Raw genomic sequence first — 17,861 nt, 5'->3', positions numbered from 1 at the left:
CGCCCCGCTCTAGGCAGCAGCAATCGCACTCCACTGGCTCATAAAAATATCCACCAGCCCGGAAAGTTCGTCCCGGGTTGCGCCATTACGCGCCTGCACTGACATGCCCTGAATAACGTTAACGATATACTTCCCTAATAAAGCACAATTCGTGTTATCCGGAAGTTCTCCTTTGCCAACACGGCATTCGAGGCATTCAATCACCTTTTTTTCGGCGGAATTTCGCTGCTGGCTAAGTTGGTGGAATAACGCGTCATCCGTAGCAGACATACCAAAGGTTGCTGCCACCATAAAACAGCCGGGAGGCATCTCGGCGTCAGTGAACCATTCCACGCTCGCACGCAGCAGTTGCTCAATCACCTGCGGCAATGGCAGTTCGTCCTGATCGAGGATCGCATCTCTGGCCTGGCCGTAAGTCGCCAGATACTTTTCCACCGCCGCGCAAAATAACCCCTCTTTACTGCCGAACTCCGCGTACAGCGAAGAAGGTTTGGTTCCCGTGCCTTCAATCAGTTCAGACATCGATGTAGGCTCATAGCCAAAGCGCCAGAACAGGTTCATCGCCTTTTCCAGTACGCTATCGCGATCAAATTTTTTCGGCCTGCCGCGCACGCTCACCTCTTTTAGATTTTTACTCATATCCACGGCTCCTGAACCCTTTATGGAACGATCATGATAAAGCCTCACCCTGAGAACAAGCGCTATTCTAAATTAAAATAATGATCATTACAAAAAATTATTGCACAAGGCTGATTCTTCACGTAGGGTTTAAATAACAAACGTTACGAAAATAAAAAAGTAACACATCTTGCTGTTTTAACTGTTAAAAGGATATTGCACATGAAAAAAACCACCGTAAACCTGGCCATTGCCGCCTGCCTGTTCTCAGCATCGGCTTTGGCGGCGCAACCGCAACAAACACCGCCGCAAAATCTGCACCGCGTGGGTAGCGTGACGGTTTCAGCAATGACAACGCTGAACGAGGTTGAAAAGGGCATTGCGCAACAAGCCAAAGCGAAAAACGCCAGCCACTACAGAATTATTTCTGTCTCCGGCAATAACAAGCTTCATGCCAGCGCTGTGATTTACCGCTGATTAATTTTTATGTGAGGAATGGAATGATGAAACTACAAGCACTATTAGGGATCGATACACCGGTGATTCAAGCTTCTATGGTGTGGCTAAACTCGGCTGAACTTGCGGCTGCGGTTTCCAATGCCGGGGGTTTGGGCGTATTAGGCCCGAATGCCGGGCGAAAAGTGGCCGATGGCGGGATAGCTAAAACTACAGAGGATTTTCGTCAGGAAATCATTAAAACCCGAGCATTAACGGATAAACCCTTTGCCGTTAACTACCTGCTGCCGATTGAGGGCGTCGAGATCAGCTTTCAATATGCAGAACCCTTGCTGGAAGTGATCCTGCAAGAAAATATTAATATCGTCATTACCAGCGGCAAAGATATCACCAAAGGCGAAAAGTACATTCGCAGGCTGAAAGAGGCCGGTGTTATCGTGATTCACCGCGAAATTTCACCAACGGTTGAGAACTCGATACTGGCAGAAAAGATGGGGGTGGACGCGATTATCATCACCGGGCATGAGGCCGGGGGCCACCTGAGCGAACACCGCATCAGTACTCTGGCCCTGCTGCCTCAGGTCACCGATGTGGTTAAGATCCCGGTAATTGCCGCAGGTGGCATCTATAACCAGAAAACGGCAAAAGCCGCCACGGCCATGGGCGCTGTGGGGGTCTATGTGGGCACGCGTTTTATCACTACCTTTGAATCACCGGCAAGCCTCAACACCAAAGAGGCGATCGTTAACGTTTTGTCTGAGGATCTGATCGAGATTAATACTCCGGCAGGAGACGTGCGCGTTATCGCCACCGAGAGCATCCGCGCTGGGCGAGGAGACAGTGAGGTTGGCATCATCAAGAAAGGCATGCTGGACGGCGATCACCAGCACGGCGTGATCACCGTTTCCGCATCAGCGGGAGGCATTGAAAAGATCAGCAGTGCAAAAGACGTGGTCTGTGAGCTTTCTTACGCTTTTAATTAACAGTAAAACGCCCCCAACCATCAGGAAGGGGGCGCTTCATTTCCTGCCAGCTTAAAACTACTGGCTACTGATTAAGAAACTTATCCAGAAACTGTTTAGTACGCTGATGCTGCGGGTTGGCGAACAGCTCTTTCGCTGGCCCCTGCTCAACGATGCGGCCATGATCCATAAAGATGGCGCGATCGGCAACGTCGCGGGCAAAGCTCATTTCGTGCGTCACAATCACCATGGTGCGCTTCTCTTCGGCCAGCGCACGGATGGTGTTGAGCACCTCGCCCACCAGCTCTGGATCAAGCGCCGAGGTCGGTTCATCAAACAGAATCACCGCCGGTTGCATCGCCAACGCGCGGGCAATCGCCACGCGCTGCTGCTGGCCACCGGAAAGACGTTTCGGGTAAGCCTGCTCTTTGCCGCTCAGCCCGACCTTGGCCAACAATGCGCGGGCACGCTCTTCTGCAACAGCTTTCGTCTCCCCTTTAACTATCACCGGCCCTTCAATGATGTTTTCCAGCACCGAACGGTGCGGAAACAGGTTGAAGCTCTGGAAGACAAAACCCACCTGCTGACGCAGGGCACGTACCTGATGTTTCTGCTTACTCAGCGGGCGCGAACCGTCAATCTCGATATCCCCCACGCGGATAGTGCCCGATTCAGGCACTTCCAGCAGGTTGATACTGCGCAGCAAGGTGGTTTTTCCAGAGCCGCTCGGCCCGATAATCGCCACCACTTCGCCGGAATTCACCTCAAGATCGATACCGTGCAGCACCGTGTTCCCTTTGAACTGCTTGACCAGTTGCTTTACTTCAATGGCACTCATCGGTTACTCCTGATCCTGACGGTTAACGTGCGCTTCCAGGCGATTTTGCAGCGCAGAAAGCAAGGTTGCCATCACCCAGTAGATCAGCGATGCCGCCAGATACATAGCAAACACCTCAAGCGTGCGTGAGGTGATCAACTGCGCCTGCCGGAACAGCTCCGGCACCTGGATGGTCGCCGCCAGCGAAGTATCCTTAACCAGCCCGATAAAGCTGTTACCCAACGGTGGCAACGCGGTACGGGCGGCCTGCGGCAGGATCACCCGGCGCATCGTCTGCCATGGCGTCATGCCGATACTGGCAGCCGCTTCCCACTGCCCTTTGTCGATCGAGGAGATCGCCGCACGCAGGGTTTCCGAAGTATAAGCCGCGGTATTGAGCGAAAGGCCAATCAGCGCCGCTGGGAACGGATCCAGCTCAATGCCAAACTGCGGCAGACCGTAATAGATCATAAACAGTTGGGCGATCAGCGGAGTACCACGGAACAGCGAGACATAAATGCGAGATAACCAGGACACCGGCCACAATGGCGAAAGGCGCATCAGCGCCAACAGAAAACCAAGCATTAACCCCAGTGCCATGCCCCCCAAGCTGAGCTGGAGAGTCAACAGGGCACCCTTTAATAAAAATGGCGCTGAATCCAGCGCCAGTTGAATACTCTCATGCATTATTTAGTTACGTCCGCGCCAAACCATTTTTCAGAGATCTTCGCCAACGTCCCGTCTTTCTGCATTTCGGCGATCGCCTGATTGATCGCAGCCAGCAGTTCCGGGTTGTTTTTACGCACCGCAACACCCGCTTCCTGACGGGAGAATGCCTCACCGGCAACGGCCAGCGTATCGCTGGTTTTCTTCACCAGATCCAGCGCCGCCAGGCGATCGACCAGAATGGCATCGATACGGCCAACGCGCAGATCCTGGTATTTGGTTGGGTCATCATCGTAAGTGCGCACATCAACGCCCTGCACATTTTCACGCAGCCATTGCTCGTAGTTAGTGCCCAGGCCAACCCCGACTTTCTTACCTTTCAGATCCTCAGCCTTGGTGATTTTGCCTTCGTTACCTTTTTTCACCAGCGCCTGAATACCGGATACGGTATAAGGCGTTGAGAAGTCGTATTTTTTCTTGCGATCGTCGGAGATCGTCACCTGGTTAATCACCACGTCGATACGCTTGGATTCCAGCGACGCCAGCATGCCATCCCATTTGGTTGGATTCAGCTTGGCCTTCACACCCAGGCGCTCTGCCAGCGCGTTGGCGAAGTCCACTTCAAAACCGGTGAGTTTGCCGTCTTCACCCTGGAAGCTGAACGGTGGATAGGTGCCTTCCAGCCCAACAATCAGCGTACCGCGCTGTTTGACCTGATCGAGCAGATTATCAGCCGCGTAGGTTTTCACGTTCAACCCGGTGACCAGCGCAACAGCCATCACGCCCAGCAGGCATTGACGACGGATTTTAGAAAAGACCATAGACACCCCATCAGTTGTTTATCTTTTTTGATATCAGGACTTTAACAGTCATCTTGACTGCATAAAGGAATATAAATTAATAAATATAGTTCAAAGTGGAATATATCAACATTCTGCGTAAAACGGATATATCTCCTATGAGGTATACCTCATCTCACACCTGTGGGTGATAAGCAAACAGCGCGGGTGCTCCACCGGTATGAATAAACAGGATCGGGCCTTCGTCGCGGAAACGTTTCTGGGCGATACCGTCAATCAGGCCAGCCATGGCTTTACCGGTATAAACCGGATCGAGCAGCACCCCTTCCTGCTGCGCCAGTAGTTGCACCGCCGCCATACCTTCATCATTCGGCATGCCGTATTGCGGCGCAAAATAGTCGTCCCACAGGGTGATCGGAGCCAATGCCTCAATGCCCAATGAACACGCTAGCGCTTGCTGGATTTGCTCAACCTTCGGCAATTGATCGATCACTTTGCGCGAAACGGTTACGCCAATCAGTTCGCTTTCCGGCAACAACTGTTGCAGGCCAACGGCCAAACCGGCATGAGTGCCTGCGCTGCCAGACGCCACGACGATCGAACTGAAGGCTGTCTCACCGCATTGCGCAGCAATTTCCAGGGCACATTGCACATAGCCTAATGACCCCAGCGCGTTAGATCCCCCGACCGGTACCACATAGGGCCGGAACCCCTGCGCTTCCAGGCGAGTCGCCAAGTCCGCCAACTGTGTCTGCGGATCGTGCAAGGCATCGCACATCACGACATCCACGTTGAACAGATCGAGCAGCAGGCGGTTACCGTTGCTGAGGTAGTTTTCCGCTTTGGTATCAATCGGATTTTCCAGCAGCGCCACGCAGTGCAGGCCCAGTTTGGCCGCCACCGCAGCCGTCTGGCGCACATGGTTTGACTGAATAGCACCGGCGGTGACCAAGGTATCGGCCCCCAGGCGCAACGCGTCAGCGGCCAAAAATTCCAACTTTCTCAGCTTGTTACCGCCCATCGCCATCGGCGTGACATCGTCACGTTTGATGTAGATTTCGCGACCGAGATAATCAGAAAGGCGAGATAACTTTTCGAGCGGTGTGGCTGAGCCAACCAAATCCAGGCGCGGGAACTGCGCCAGTTGCTGTTGCAGATTCACAACTTCCCCCCAGGGAATGAAAATAAAGACATCCAAAGCATTAATGCCGGTCAGTTAAACGAAAAACGGCATAATTATGCAGCAGGTGTAAAGGTGTGCCCTTCTTCTCCCACAGGGAGAGGGAACGGGTTAGCCTTAACGGACCGGCATTCTCCAAGGCATAGATTTATCAGATGTGCTCTGAATAATCACTCTTTATTCGTGGAGGGAGATAATGAGGTAATGATCTGATCGGCAACAAAATAACGCGCTATAACCCCCGTTCGCCAACAGGCACTCGCAGAGCCCATCTGATAGGCTTTGCGAGTTCAGGTGTCAGTAGCTCTTCTGCCAGGCCAGATACTGATCGTATTTGCGCAGCGCGATGCGGTAGTTGTCGTGCGCTACCGATGGCAGGTCGTCAACAATACGCTGGTAGCTGATCCCCTTGGCAAACCGCTCGGTAGGATAGTTGTGCGCCGCCAGCATTTCATCCAGCCGACGCAGGCGCACAACGTATTCGCGGATAGTGCTGTGGCTCATCTCGGTCTGTTCAAACAGATACTGTTTAAACGCCACAATATCGAAGTAGCTGGGATCGCTGTTATACGCGATTTCGCTACAGAAACGGCACAGCGCGGTCAGTTCGCGTTGCAGATTGCACCAGACCTGCTCGTCAATCTGCTGATCCATCCGGGCGATGGTTTCTTTACTGATAATCTTGCCGCGGAACACCAGCGCTATGCGCTCAAGCGCCTTAGCACACTGAGAACAGTGGGTCTGGCTGTGTTTATAATCTTTCAGGTAGCGGCTGAGCGGCCGCTTTTTCGATGTTATTCCCGGCATAGTTTGCAATCCGTTTCAGACATCAGGTTGAAAAAACGCAGGCTGTATCAACGTCAAACATCATTGGCTAGGCGCGCGCGCAGGCGTTTGATCGCCTGGCTGTGCAACTGGCTGACTCGCGATTCGCCCACATTGAGCACTGCACCAATCTCCTTCAGGTTCAACTCCTCCTGGTAATACAGCGTCAGCACCATTTTTTCGCGTTCCGGTAGTGCCTCAATGGCGTCCACTACCCGCTGGCGCAGATTGCCCTCCAGCAATTGATGCAGCGGATTGCCCTCTTCATGCCCTGCCAGCACGGCTTCCAGGCTATCGCCATGTTCTTCCCGCCATTCATCGTAAGAAAAGAGCTGGCTGTTGTTGGTATCCAACAGGATCTGACGATACTCATCCAGGGGAATCTCCAGCGCCTGGGCTAATTCCCTCTCACTGGCCGGGCGGCCATGCCGCTGTTCCAGTTGCTGCATCACTTTCGATACTTCACGGGCATTGCGCCGCACGCTGCGTGGTACCCAGTCGCGGCTGCGCAGTTCGTCAAGCATCGCTCCGCGGATGCGTTGCACCGCGTAGGTGGTGAAAGCCGTTCCTTGCAGGGCGTCGTAGCGTTCAACGGCGTTCAGCAGCCCTATTCCCCCGGCTTGCAGCAGATCGTCGAGCTCCACGCTGGCAGGCAGCCTGACCTGTAGGCGTAGCGCCTCGTGGCGTACCAGCGGAACGTAGCGCTGCCAGAGAAAATTTTTGTCCATGACGCCTTCGGCGGTATACAGATCGCTCACGATGTCTAAACCTGCAAATCAGAGGGTCATATCCATTATCCACAGGGGCAAAATAGCAATCGGCAGAACAACCGTATAAAACCGGCTTTATTTGTGTCATGTAGTCTAGCGCTGGCGAACGGGCACAAAAAACCCCGCTAAAAACGCGGGGGTGATAAGATAGGGAGGAGCGATTAACGCAGCAGGCTCAATACGTTCTGAGTTGACTGGTTGGCCTGTGCTAACACTGACGTCCCCGCCTGTTGCAGGATGTTGGCGCGGCTCATGTTAGACACTTCGGTCGCGTAGTCAGCATCCTGAATGCGGGATTGGGAAGACGACAGGTTATTCACGGTACTGTTCAGGTTATTGATCACCGAATCGAAACGGTTCTGTACCGCCCCCAGAGAAGAACGCAGGGAATCCACCTGAGAAAGCGCTTTATCCAGCGTCGCCAGCGGATCGGCCGTTTTGGACTGGGCAGACTGCTGAGCACCTTTGGTCACTGCGCCCGATGCATCAACAGTCGCGCTGAAGTAAGTGTCGTTACCATCAGCATCTTTACCTTTGACCATATATCCTGCTTTGCCCGTCGCATCGATATAGCTATGCAGTGCATCAGTCCCACTCAGGCCGCTGACGGTGGTGTTACCCACTTTAACCTGAGCCACTTCAGCCATATCGGTGGTCGTTTTAGAAGTGGCGGTAGTAGAGCTCCAAGCCACTTTTCCATCTGAACCAACAGTAGCATCATAGATGCCGCCATCGGAAGATTTTACGAAGTAGTCGCTTCCCACAGCGTACAATTTACCATCACTGGTTTTTGCCGCAGCGTTGCCATCAGCCTGGATAGACGGAGCGCCCATCTTATCAACAGCAGTCAGTGCGGTAGCGCCAACCTTGCTGGTATCAATGCCATCAGCAACGCTGAACTTATCCAAGCCTAGCGTTTTGGCATTGATATTTTCCAGACTGATATCAATGGTTTCACCATCGTTAGCGCCCACCTGAATGGTCAGTTTCTGATCGCTGCTCAGTACTTTCACGCCGTTAAAGTCGGTCTGTGCGGAGATGCGGTTGATCTCGTTCAGGCGCTGTGAAATTTCATCCTGGATCGACTGCAAGTCACTGGAAGAGTTGGAGCCGTTCTGCGCCTGCACGGTCAAACGACGGATGTTCTGCAGGTTGTTGTTCACCTCGTTCAGCGCGCCTTCGGTGGTCTGCGCCAGAGAGATACCGTCGTTAGCATTACGGGAAGCCTGAGTCAGCCCCTTGATATTCGCGGTGAAGCGGTTTGAAATCGCCTGACCTGCCGCATCATCCTTCGCGCTGTTGATACGCAAACCAGAAGAGAGACGCTCAATCGCCGTACCCAGGGCAGATTGAGATTTATTCAGGTTATTCTGCGCCATCAGCGACAGGCTGTTGGTATTAATGACTTGTGCCATAGTTTGCTTTCCTTACGAATCAGCTGCGATATTTCCGTCATACTTCAAGTTGCTTGGGTGTTGGCTGCGCTCTGTCGCCTACAAGCAACTCGAATTATTTAGGGCATATTCGCATTCACAATTAAAAGGTCTGGGTTTATTTCGCCACGGCGTCAATCACCGTCCCTTCAGGTATCGGCGCTCCTTCTGCAACCTTTAAATTTTTTTATTTTTCGGCAATGGCGCAAATAACGCCGCTTTTCCCTCTTCTACTGCGCCATCGATTTTCTGATTTTGCCGTAAACTTTTCTGCTACTGGGCCGATAACGCTGAAAGTGCATAATTCATTGACCTTGGGAGAATCACGAATGGCATCGATCAGTTCATTAGGCATCGGTTCGGGGCTGGATCTTAACGGTTTGCTGGATAAACTGAGCCGAGCAGAACAACAGCGCCTAACGCCCTATACCACTCAGCAGAGCAGCCATAACGCCAAGCTGACCGCATACGGTACGCTGAGAAGCGCGTTAGAAAAGTTCGATAACTTGAGTAAAGACCTAGCCAAACCTGACTTCTTTGACAACACCACCGCCAGCACCCACGATCAGTTCAGTGTCACCACCAACGCCAAATCGGTGCCGGGCAACTACCGCGTTGATGTGCTGCAACTGGCTCAGCCACAAACCCTGACTTCCACAGCCGATATCAAAGATCAAACTGCCGCATTGGGCACTGACGGTGCCGCCGATCGCTCCCTTTCCATCACCGCAGGCTACCCCCCTAAAAGCGTGACCCTCTCGCTCAGCGACGGCCAAACCTCGCTGGTAGAAATGCGCGATGCGATTAACGCAGCTAACGCCGGTGTTAAAGCCACCATCATGCGCGTAGGGGATAACCAATATAAGTTGGCGATAAGCTCGTCTACCCCTGGAGCAAACAGCCAGATTGCTCTTCAGGTTAATAACGACGATAAATTGGGTGAAGTGCTTAATTACGATCAGGCTAAGGGTAGCGCTAACCCGATGTTTGAATCGACCAAGGGGCAGGATGCGAAAATCAACGTCAATGGCACCGAAATTACCCGCAGCACCAACTCCATTGCCGATGCATTACAAGGAGTGACACTCGAACTGAAGTTCACCACCAAACCCGGCGAGCCGCAAAACCTGATCATCAGCGCCGATAAGAGCGGTTCCGCAGATAAGATCAAGAGTTGGGTTGATAGCTATAACGCACTGCAAGATACCTTCAATTCCCTGACTAAATACACCCCGGTCAAAAGTGGTGAAAACCAGAGTAGCAAAAACGGTGCCTTGCTCGGTGACTACACGCTGCGTGGTATTCAGTCATCAATTAAAAGTGCCCTCAGCGCCGCACAGGATAACCCTGAACTGAAAGGCTTGGGCAATCTCGGCATTACCACCAATAGCAAGACCGGCAAGCTGGAGCTCGACAGCGACAAGTTGAAAAAGACGCTTGAAGAAAAACCACAACAGGTAGCGAATTTTTTTGCCGGTAACGGTAAAGACAGCGGCATGGCCACCGAGATCCACCATGAAATACAGACCTATATTAAAACCGATGGCGTGATTGAGGAATCCACCAAGAGTATCAACAGCGATCTCAAAGATCTGAGCGATCAGATCACCCGCGTCAGCGACAGTATTCAAAGCACCCTTGAGCGTTACAAACAGCAATTTGTCCAACTGGATGCCATGATGTCAAAACTGAACGGTACCAGTAGTTATTTAACCCAACAGTTCTCAACTAAGTAAGAGCTTTTAACTAGGTAAACATAGCATGCATAACCGTAGCGGAACTCAGGCTTACGCCCAGATCGGCCTCGAAAGCGGCGTAATGAGTGCCAGCCCGCACCAGTTGATCGTGATGTTATTCGACGCGGCACTCAGCGCCCTGCTGCGTGCCCGCATCCTGATGGATCAGGGGAATATCGCAGGCAAAGGCCAAGCCATTTCGAAAGCGATCACTATTATCGATAATGGCCTGAAGAGTGGGCTTAATCATGAGCATGGCGGGGAAATTGCCGCCCACCTTGCCGCGTTATATGACTATATGAAACGCCGTCTGATGCAGGCCAATCTGCATAACGATGTTGCAGCGATTGAAGAAGTCACCAAGCTGCTGGAAAACATCGCCGACGCCTGGCGCCAGATTGGCCCGAACTATCAACCTTCACAGGAGGTCGTATAATGCAACAACAACTGTTGTCGGCCTATCAACAGATTTACACCCTGAGCAGCCAAATGATTGCCCTGGCACAGTCCAGCCAATGGGAAGATCTGGTTGAACTGGAAATGGCCTACGTTAAAGCCGTGGAAAAAACCGCCGATTTTGCCGATGCCTGCGGATCATCCATAGCATTACAGGAAAGCTTGCACCGCAAGTTGCAGCAAATTTTGGACAACGAGAACGAATTGAAGCGATTATTACAACTGCGTATGGATGAATTGAAAGTATTGATTGGGCAGTCTACACAGCAGAACGTCATCAACAACACCTACGGGCAGTTCCATGATCAGGCTCTGCTATTAGGGGAACCACAGTCAAGATAATTCCTACGCAATATACTCTCGTTTAAGCGTGAAATAGCACCAATCGCTATTATTAGCCTGCTGTATAATAACACCAACGTACAGTATTTGAATAACGCAAATGGCAGGTAATATTCCAGGCATGATTCTTTCTTGTATGGATAATCCTCCTGCCAAATTGGGTATTTTCTGTTCGCTTGACGGAGCCCTACGGTAATACATAGACATCAGTGGATAATGTCACCCGCAACAACGTTGCCCCCCATTGCCACGATTGAACCGCGAAGAATAGTACAAGGCTGAACCCGAAAATCAGGCAGGGTGGCCACCAGCAGTGGCCCTGTATGTCAACTGGACTTAACCAGCACAATCGTCAATAGGATTAGCGCAATCAGCATAATAAAACTGAAAAAACGCCATCTCATCTCACTTTTTGTACTCATCGTTTTCCCTACATCAGAAATATTTAACCAAAAAAGTTTCTTAAATTCGCAATGATTTGTATTAGTAAAAACCACTTTCAATCATTTTTCACTCACTCATTATAACCACCAAGATATTAAAAAAACAGACACAGATCACTTAAAAACCGTTCTGTTCCAGTAAAAAACAACCGCCGACTCTCTGATTGCCATCATATTTATTCGTATATTTTTAGTTAAAACATAAACGTTATCTGGATGCTTAAAATTAAGTTGAGTTTTCAGTTTATTTACCGTATGAACCTCCTAATCCCACTCTATATTTCCTCATTCCCACCAACAATAAATTTCCAAAGGAGTAATCTGTGAAAAAAGGTGCCTTTTGGATGCTACTTTCTGGATTGCCTCCCCTTCTCCGCAGGCGTTCACACTGCCTGTTGGGTTCAATACAACAGCACCTACAATCACGGCAAATGCAAAAACCCAAGTATCTCATTGCTAGAAAGCTTGGCGACCTGATGCCACTTCGTTCAATACATATCTGCTATAAATATTTTCACTCAGCAATTAATTAAATTATGTATGTTTCTTTCGAATAAATAAGAAAAAAAACCTTATATAAACCGAATAAAAAAACAGGTCAAATCCTAAAAAAAACAGGAAAAAACCTATTTTCAGATAATTACATTGACAGTTCGTTCGATTAGCTTAAGTATTAGCCCCACTAATCAATTATCATGGAGGGTAGTGAGATGGAGTTTTTGGTGGCGTCACTGATGGCACTGTGTATATTTTCCTTTAGAAAACACTCTAATATCATTGACGCAAAAAAAATTGGTACTTCGCGCAGAAAACATCGGCGGCGCTCAAGAAACAGACTTTCTTTAATATATTAAGAAATACAACTTGATACCTGAATATAATTTCTAAAATATTGCTCTCTGCGCTTATTGAAACCGATAATGGTTCAGACCATAAAAAGTATGTTTTATCAGCTATCTTTATGTTGCATAACGTGTTGTTTTTCAACCAATTAGCAACCTAAACGCCAGGGAATGCATTTGATTACTGTTCATCTGTCAATCAATTTCAGACATGTTGCACAGACTCAACGCCACCGAGCGTTTTTCGACTACACCGGCATATTCATAATATCCTGATAAGCCGCTACCAGCTTATTACGCACTTGTACCCCCAGTTGCAGCGAAACCGAAGACTTCTGCAAATCAACCATCACATCATTCAGGCTGATGCCCGGCACACCCAATGCGAAACCCTGCGCCTGTTGGCGTGCGCTCTGCTGGGTGTCACTAATTTTGCTAATCGCAGCCTTCAGTTCACTGGCAAAGCGGGTGCCCTGCACCGAGTTACCCGGTGCCACGCCGCCAGCCTGTATCGCCGTAGCCTGCAACTGCTGCACAACCCCTTCAACACTCTGAATTGTCATAGAGACCTCAATGCGCCGCGCATTTTCCGCTGTTGTACAGCCTAGCACTGCTTATTCCACTTAAAGCGCTTAATTGGCAGCAAAAAACCCGGCTTATCGCGCCATCAATATTGGCCTTGAGGGCAAATAATGGCGTGCCCAAAGAAGGGAAAAGCCCTTTTGTCAGCCCGTAAAGCTATCTGTCTCAGGGAGCCTGCTTTGTCACCACACAACGCTAACCATCATACTGAGAAGCTGTCAGCATGAGTGCCTCAAGCAACACCAGCGCAGCCCAGAGTCATGGTTTTCCAGCCATGTGGCACCGCCTGCGTGCCAGCTCGAAAATTCCACTGCTGATCGCCGCTTCAGCGGCAATCGCCACCGTGGTCGCGCTGCTGTTATGGGTGAAAAGTGCGGATTATCGGGTGCTGTACAGCAATCTTAGCGACCGCGACGGCGGAGCCATCGTCACGCAACTGTCGCAGATGAATATTCCATATCGCTTTACCGAGAACGGCTCTGCGCTGATGATCCCGGCAGAAAAGGTGCACGAAACCCGGTTACGGCTGGCGCAGCAAGGGTTGCCCAAAGGCGGTGCCGTCGGGTTCGAACTGCTCGATCAGGAAAAGTTTGGCATCAGCCAGTTCAGCGAGCAGATCAACTATCAGCGTGCGCTGGAGGGCGAACTGTCGCGTACCATAGAATCACTGGGGCCGGTACAAAATGCCCGCGTGCATCTGGCGCTGCCAAAGCCTTCGCTGTTTGTTCGTGAACAAAAACCGCCTTCAGCCTCGGTCACCCTAACCCTGCAATCTGGCCGAGCGCTGGACGATGGCCAAATCAACGCCATCGTCCATATGGTAGCCAGCAGCGTCGCGGGCTTGCCCCCTGCCAACGTGACCGTCGTCGATCAGGCTGGCCGCCTGCTGACCCAGTCCGACGGCAGCGGGCGCGATCTCAATACGGCACAGCTGAAGTATGCCAACGACGTGGAAAACCGCTACCAACGCCGCATCGAAGCCATCATTGCGCCCATTGTCGGCCGTGCCAACGTGCGCGCCCAGGTCACCGCGCAGATTGATTTTGCCACCCGCGAGCAAACCGACGAACAGTATCAGCCCAACCAGAACCCGGATAAGTCTGCGATACGGTCAAAACAGCTCAGCCAGAGCGAACAGCTTGGTGGACAAGCGATCGGCGGCGTGCCGGGTGCCCTATCCAATCAACCCAGCATCCCCGCTAGCGCACCGATCGAAAAGCCCAAACCCGCGAAAGCAGCGAAGACGCCAGCCAACGCCAATACCTCCACGGCAAATGCCAACAGCAACCAGCCGCAGAATACCCGCCGTGACGAAACCACCAACTATGAGCTGGATCGCACCATCCGCCATACCCAGCAAAAGGCCGGGGCGGTAGAGCGTCTGTCGGTCGCCGTAGTGATCAATACGCTGGGTACCGATCAAGACGGTAAACCGGTGCTCATGAGCAAAGAGCAGTTGGCCCAGGTGGAATCGCTGGTGCGTGAAGCAATGGGCTATTCCAGCAGCCGTGGCGATACCCTGAACGTGGTGAATACGCCGTTCAATGATGTGGAACCCGCTCGCAGCGAATTGCCGTTCTGGCAGTCGCAGGCATTTATTGAGCAGGTATTTAAGGCGGGCCGCTATCTGCTGGTGTTGCTGGTGGCCTGGCTGCTGTGGCGCAAGCTGGTACGCCCGCAGTTGCAAGGCCGCCCGGTAGCCCTTGCCGCCGCCAATTTGCCCACAGCCGATATCAACAAGCCCAACCACGAAGAGTTAGCACTGCGTAAAAAATCCCAGCAGCGCGTCAATGCCGAAGTCCAGGGCCAGCGGATCCGCGATCTGGCCGACAAAGATCCGCGCGTGATCGCTCTGGTGATCCGCCAATGGATGAGTAACGAGCTATGAGCCTGTCAGGGACTGAAAAGAGCGCCATCCTGCTGATGACGTTAGGTGAAGATCGCGCGGCCGAGGTATTCAAACATCTCTCCTCGCGTGAAGTGCAGCAACTGAGCGGCACCATGGCCAGCATGCGCCAGGTGTCGCACAAACAGTTGGGGGAACTCCTCACCGAGTTTGAAGATGACGCCGACCAGTTTGCGGCACTCAGCGTCAACGCCAACGACTACCTGCGTTCAGTGCTGATTAAGGCTCTGGGGGAAGAACGTGCCGCCAGCCTGCTGGAAGACATCCTCGAATCGCGTGAAACCACCTCCGGCATGGAAACGCTCAACTTTATGGAGCCGCAGAGTGCCGCCGATCTGATCCGCGATGAACATCCGCAGATTATCGCCACCATTCTGGTGCACCTGAAGCGCGCTCAGGCGGCAGACATTCTGGCGCAGTTCGACGAGCGCCAGCGCAACGACGTGATGCTGCGTATCGCCACCTTCGGCGGGGTACAACCGGCGGCGCTGGCGGAGTTGACCGAAGTGCTGAACAACCTGCTGGATGGGCAAAACCTCAAGCGCAGCAAAATGGGTGGGGTACGCACCGCCGCCGAGATTATCAACCTGATGAAAACCCATCAGGAAGAGGCGGTGATGGGGGCCATGCGCGAATACGACGGTGAACTGGCGCAGAAAATTATCGACGAGATGTTCCTGTTCGAAAATCTGGTGGACGTGGACGATCGCAGCATCCAGCGCCTGTTGCAGGAAGTGGAAGGCGAATCGCTGCTGATCGCCCTGAAAGGTGCCGAACAGCCGCTGCGCGAAAAATTCCTCAAGAACATGTCACAACGCGCCGCCGAGATCCTGCGCGACGACTTGGCCAACCGTGGCCCGGTGCGCATGTCGCAGGTGGAGAACGAACAGAAAGCCATCCTGCTCGTGGTGCGTCGCCTGGCGGAAACCGGCGAAATGATTGTCGGCGGCGGCGAGGACACCTATGTCTGAACGCCTCAATACCCTGCCCTGGCAGCGCTGGTCGCCCAAGGATCTGGCCGCGCCCACGCCGTTAACTGTCGCAGAACCGCCGCCAGAGATTCAACTCGCCCCACAGGGGAACGCTGCCGATGAGCAGCAACGGCTGGAACTGCTGCGCCAGCAAGCGCAACAGCAGGGTTATACCGAAGGCCAGCAGCAAGGTTACGCCGCCGGTTTTCAAACCGGGCTGGAGGAAGGGCGTCAGCAAGGCATTGTCGAAGGCCAGCAGCAGCAACAGCCGCTGACGGAACAGTGGCAACAAATGGTCAGCGAGTTTCAGCACACGCTGGATGCACTCGACAGCGTGATTGCCTCGCGACTGATGCAACTGGCCTTGACCGCCGCCAAACAGGTGATCGGTCAGCCCCCGGTCTGCGACGGCACCGCCCTGCTCAGCCAGATCCAGCAGTTGATTCAACAGGAACCGATGTTCAGCGGTAAACCGCAGCTACGCGTGCACCCGGATGATTACCCGCGGGTGGAACAGCAGCTTGGCGTTACGCTCAGCCTGCATGGCTGGCGGCTGCTGGCCGATGGTCAACTGCACCCCGGCGGCTGCAAAGTCAGCGCCGACGAAGGCGATCTGGATGCCAGCCTGGCAACGCGCTGGCATGAGCTTTGCCGCCTGGCAGCGCCGGGAGACGTATGATGACGGTGCGACTTGGCCGCTGGCTGAACGCGCTGGATGCGTTGGAAAAACGCATTGCCCGTGCCCCTGCGGTACGCCGCTACGGTCGGCTGGTGCGCGCCACCGGGCTGGTGCTGGAGGCCACCGGGCTGCAACTGCCGCTCGGAGCAACCTGCCTGATCGAACGCCATGATGCCGGTGCCATACAGGAAGTGGAAAGTGAAGTGGTCGGGTTCAACGGCCAGCGGCTGTTCCTGATGCCGCTGGAAGAGGTGGACGGCATCGTCCCTGGCGCTCGAGTCTATGCGCGCATCGCCCCGGAAGGGCAAAGCGCCAGCAAGCAACTGCCCCTCGGCCCTGCGCTGCTTGGCCGGGTGCTGGACGGCAGCGCCAAGCCGCTCGACGGCCTGCCCGCCCCGGAAACCGGCTACCGGGCAGCATTGATCACCGCACCCTTCAACCCATTGCAACGCACCCCGATTGAGCAGGTGCTCGACGTCGGCGTGCGTACCATCAACGGTTTGCTGACCGTCGGGCGCGGCCAACGTATGGGCTTGTTCGCCGGTTCCGGTGTCGGTAAAAGCGTGCTGCTCGGCATGATGGCGCGCTATACCCAGGCCGACGTGATTGTCGTCGGGCTGATCGGTGAACGTGGCCGTGAGGTGAAGGATTTTATCGAAAACATTCTGGGTGCCGAAGGCCGTGCCCGCTCGGTGGTGATCGCCGCCCCGGCGGATGTCTCACCCTTGCTGCGCATGCAGGGGGCCGCTTATGCCACCCGCATCGCCGAAGACTTCCGCGATCGCGGCCAGCACGTGCTGCTGATTATGGACTCGCTCACCCGTTACGCCATGGCGCAGCGCGAGATCGCACTGGCGATCGGTGAGCCACCGGCCACCAAAGGCTATCCCCCATCGGTGTTTGCCAAATTGCCCGCGTTGGTGGAGCGCGCCGGTAACGGCATCAGCGGCGGTGGATCGATTACCGCTTTCTATACGGTGCTGACCGAGGGGGACGATCAGCAGGATCCGATCGCCGATTCGGCACGCGCCATTCTCGATGGTCACGTGGTGTTAGCAAGGCGCTTGGCCGAGGCCGGGCACTATCCGGCCATTGATATCGAAGCCTCGATCAGCCGGGCAATGACCGCGTTGATTGATGAAGAACACTACCGCCGAGTACGGCAATTCAAGCAGATGCTGGCCAGCTACCAGCGTAACCGCGATCTGATCAGCGTGGGGGCCTATGCCGCAGGCAGCGATCCGCTGTTGGACCGCGCCATCGCGCTGTATCCGCAGATGGAAGCCTATCTGCAACAGGGCATCTTCGAACGCAGCGGATACGACGAGGCCTGCCAGCAATTACGGCAACTGATCCTGTAACCAAGGAGCGTGAACG

General features: G+C 53.3%; 18 protein-coding genes. 9 read left to right on the top strand and 9 right to left on the bottom strand.

Annotated elements, in window-relative coordinates:
- Positions 1-9 precede the first annotated feature (9 nt).
- Complete coding sequence (locus tag ACX1CU_RS09505) at positions 10-639, bottom strand: TetR/AcrR family transcriptional regulator (protein ID WP_459402312.1); 630 nt, start codon at positions 637-639, stop codon at positions 10-12.
- Positions 640-840: 201 nt separating this feature from the next.
- Between ACX1CU_RS09505 and ACX1CU_RS09500 the strand changes: the two genes are divergently transcribed.
- Positions 841-1,095, top strand: a complete 255-nt coding sequence (locus ACX1CU_RS09500) for a YdgH/BhsA/McbA family protein (protein ID WP_459402311.1) — start codon at positions 841-843, stop codon at positions 1,093-1,095.
- Positions 1,096-1,118: 23 nt separating this feature from the next.
- Positions 1,119-2,057 carry an NAD(P)H-dependent flavin oxidoreductase gene (locus ACX1CU_RS09495; RefSeq protein WP_459402310.1) on the top strand — a complete coding sequence of 313 codons (939 nt, stop codon included), beginning with the start codon at positions 1,119-1,121 and terminating at the stop codon, positions 2,055-2,057.
- 64 nt (positions 2,058-2,121) lie between these two features.
- On the opposite strand, the gene tcyN is transcribed toward ACX1CU_RS09495, so the two are convergent.
- From tcyN to ACX1CU_RS09460, 7 genes are all read right to left on the bottom strand, one after another.
- Positions 2,122-2,874 carry an L-cystine ABC transporter ATP-binding protein TcyN gene (tcyN, locus tag ACX1CU_RS09490; protein WP_459402309.1) on the bottom strand — a complete coding sequence of 251 codons (753 nt, stop codon included), beginning with the start codon at positions 2,872-2,874 and terminating at the stop codon, positions 2,122-2,124.
- Positions 2,875-2,877: 3 nt separating this feature from the next.
- On the bottom strand, positions 2,878-3,540 hold the full coding sequence (tcyL, locus tag ACX1CU_RS09485) for a cystine ABC transporter permease (protein ID WP_076941343.1): 663 nt from the start codon (positions 3,538-3,540) through the stop codon (positions 2,878-2,880).
- Positions 3,540-4,340: a cystine ABC transporter substrate-binding protein gene (gene tcyJ / locus ACX1CU_RS09480; RefSeq protein WP_459402308.1), complete on the bottom strand. Its 801-nt coding sequence runs from the start codon at positions 4,338-4,340 to the stop codon at positions 3,540-3,542. Before tcyJ ends, tcyL begins: the two co-directional genes overlap by 1 nt.
- 154 nt (positions 4,341-4,494) lie before the next feature.
- Positions 4,495-5,481, bottom strand: coding sequence for a D-cysteine desulfhydrase (locus ACX1CU_RS09475; RefSeq protein ID WP_459402307.1), 987 nt, complete (start codon positions 5,479-5,481; stop codon positions 4,495-4,497).
- Between the two features lie 315 nt (positions 5,482-5,796).
- Positions 5,797-6,306, bottom strand: coding sequence for a flagella biosynthesis regulatory protein FliZ (gene fliZ, locus ACX1CU_RS09470; protein ID WP_459402306.1), 510 nt, complete (start codon positions 6,304-6,306; stop codon positions 5,797-5,799).
- 53 nt (positions 6,307-6,359) lie between these two features.
- Positions 6,360-7,082 carry an RNA polymerase sigma factor FliA gene (locus tag ACX1CU_RS09465; RefSeq protein ID WP_459402305.1) on the bottom strand — a complete coding sequence of 241 codons (723 nt, stop codon included), beginning with the start codon at positions 7,080-7,082 and terminating at the stop codon, positions 6,360-6,362.
- A gap of 173 nt (positions 7,083-7,255) precedes the next feature.
- A complete protein-coding gene (locus tag ACX1CU_RS09460; protein ID WP_459402304.1) occupies positions 7,256-8,509 on the bottom strand; it encodes a FliC/FljB family flagellin in 1,254 nt (417 codons plus the stop codon).
- Positions 8,510-8,856: 347 nt separating this feature from the next.
- Between ACX1CU_RS09460 and fliD the strand changes: the two genes are divergently transcribed.
- Genes fliD through fliT form a run of 3 tightly spaced genes read left to right on the top strand, consistent with a single transcriptional unit; the run spans position 8,857 to position 11,061 of the window.
- Positions 8,857-10,263 (top strand): flagellar filament capping protein FliD, encoded by a 1,407-nt coding sequence (gene fliD, locus ACX1CU_RS09455; RefSeq protein ID WP_459402303.1) that lies wholly within the window; start codon positions 8,857-8,859, stop codon positions 10,261-10,263.
- Between the two features lie 25 nt (positions 10,264-10,288).
- Positions 10,289-10,699 carry a flagellar export chaperone FliS gene (gene fliS, locus ACX1CU_RS09450; protein WP_459402302.1) on the top strand — a complete coding sequence of 137 codons (411 nt, stop codon included), beginning with the start codon at positions 10,289-10,291 and terminating at the stop codon, positions 10,697-10,699.
- Positions 10,699-11,061, top strand: a complete 363-nt coding sequence (fliT, locus tag ACX1CU_RS09445; RefSeq protein WP_459402301.1) for a flagella biosynthesis regulatory protein FliT — start codon at positions 10,699-10,701, stop codon at positions 11,059-11,061. The genes fliS and fliT overlap by 1 nt, the downstream gene beginning before the upstream one ends.
- A 1,533-nt stretch (positions 11,062-12,594) precedes the next feature.
- Here the strand turns inward: fliT and fliE are convergent.
- Positions 12,595-12,909 (bottom strand): flagellar hook-basal body complex protein FliE, encoded by a 315-nt coding sequence (fliE, locus tag ACX1CU_RS09440; protein WP_459402300.1) that lies wholly within the window; start codon positions 12,907-12,909, stop codon positions 12,595-12,597.
- A 242-nt stretch (positions 12,910-13,151) separates the two neighbouring features.
- Here fliE and fliF point away from each other — a divergent pair, with 242 nt between their 5' ends.
- The 4 genes from fliF to fliI are packed head-to-tail and all read left to right on the top strand — an operon-like array spanning position 13,152 to position 17,845.
- Complete coding sequence (gene fliF / locus ACX1CU_RS09435) at positions 13,152-14,816, top strand: flagellar basal-body MS-ring/collar protein FliF (protein ID WP_459402299.1); 1,665 nt, start codon at positions 13,152-13,154, stop codon at positions 14,814-14,816.
- Complete coding sequence (gene fliG, locus ACX1CU_RS09430) at positions 14,813-15,805, top strand: flagellar motor switch protein FliG (protein WP_459402298.1); 993 nt, start codon at positions 14,813-14,815, stop codon at positions 15,803-15,805. Before fliF ends, fliG begins: the two co-directional genes overlap by 4 nt.
- A complete protein-coding gene (fliH, locus tag ACX1CU_RS09425; protein ID WP_459402297.1) occupies positions 15,798-16,484 on the top strand; it encodes a flagellar assembly protein FliH in 687 nt (228 codons plus the stop codon). The genes fliG and fliH overlap by 8 nt, the downstream gene beginning before the upstream one ends.
- Positions 16,484-17,845, top strand: a complete 1,362-nt coding sequence (gene fliI, locus ACX1CU_RS09420) for a flagellar protein export ATPase FliI (protein WP_459402766.1) — start codon at positions 16,484-16,486, stop codon at positions 17,843-17,845. The genes fliH and fliI overlap by 1 nt, the downstream gene beginning before the upstream one ends.
- Positions 17,846-17,861: the final 16 nt, after the last annotated feature.

Source organism: Serratia sp. D1N4 (assembly GCF_054552755.1).
The sequence above is the reverse complement of the archived record's forward strand: the minus strand, read 5'-3'. Positions and strand labels throughout refer to the sequence as shown.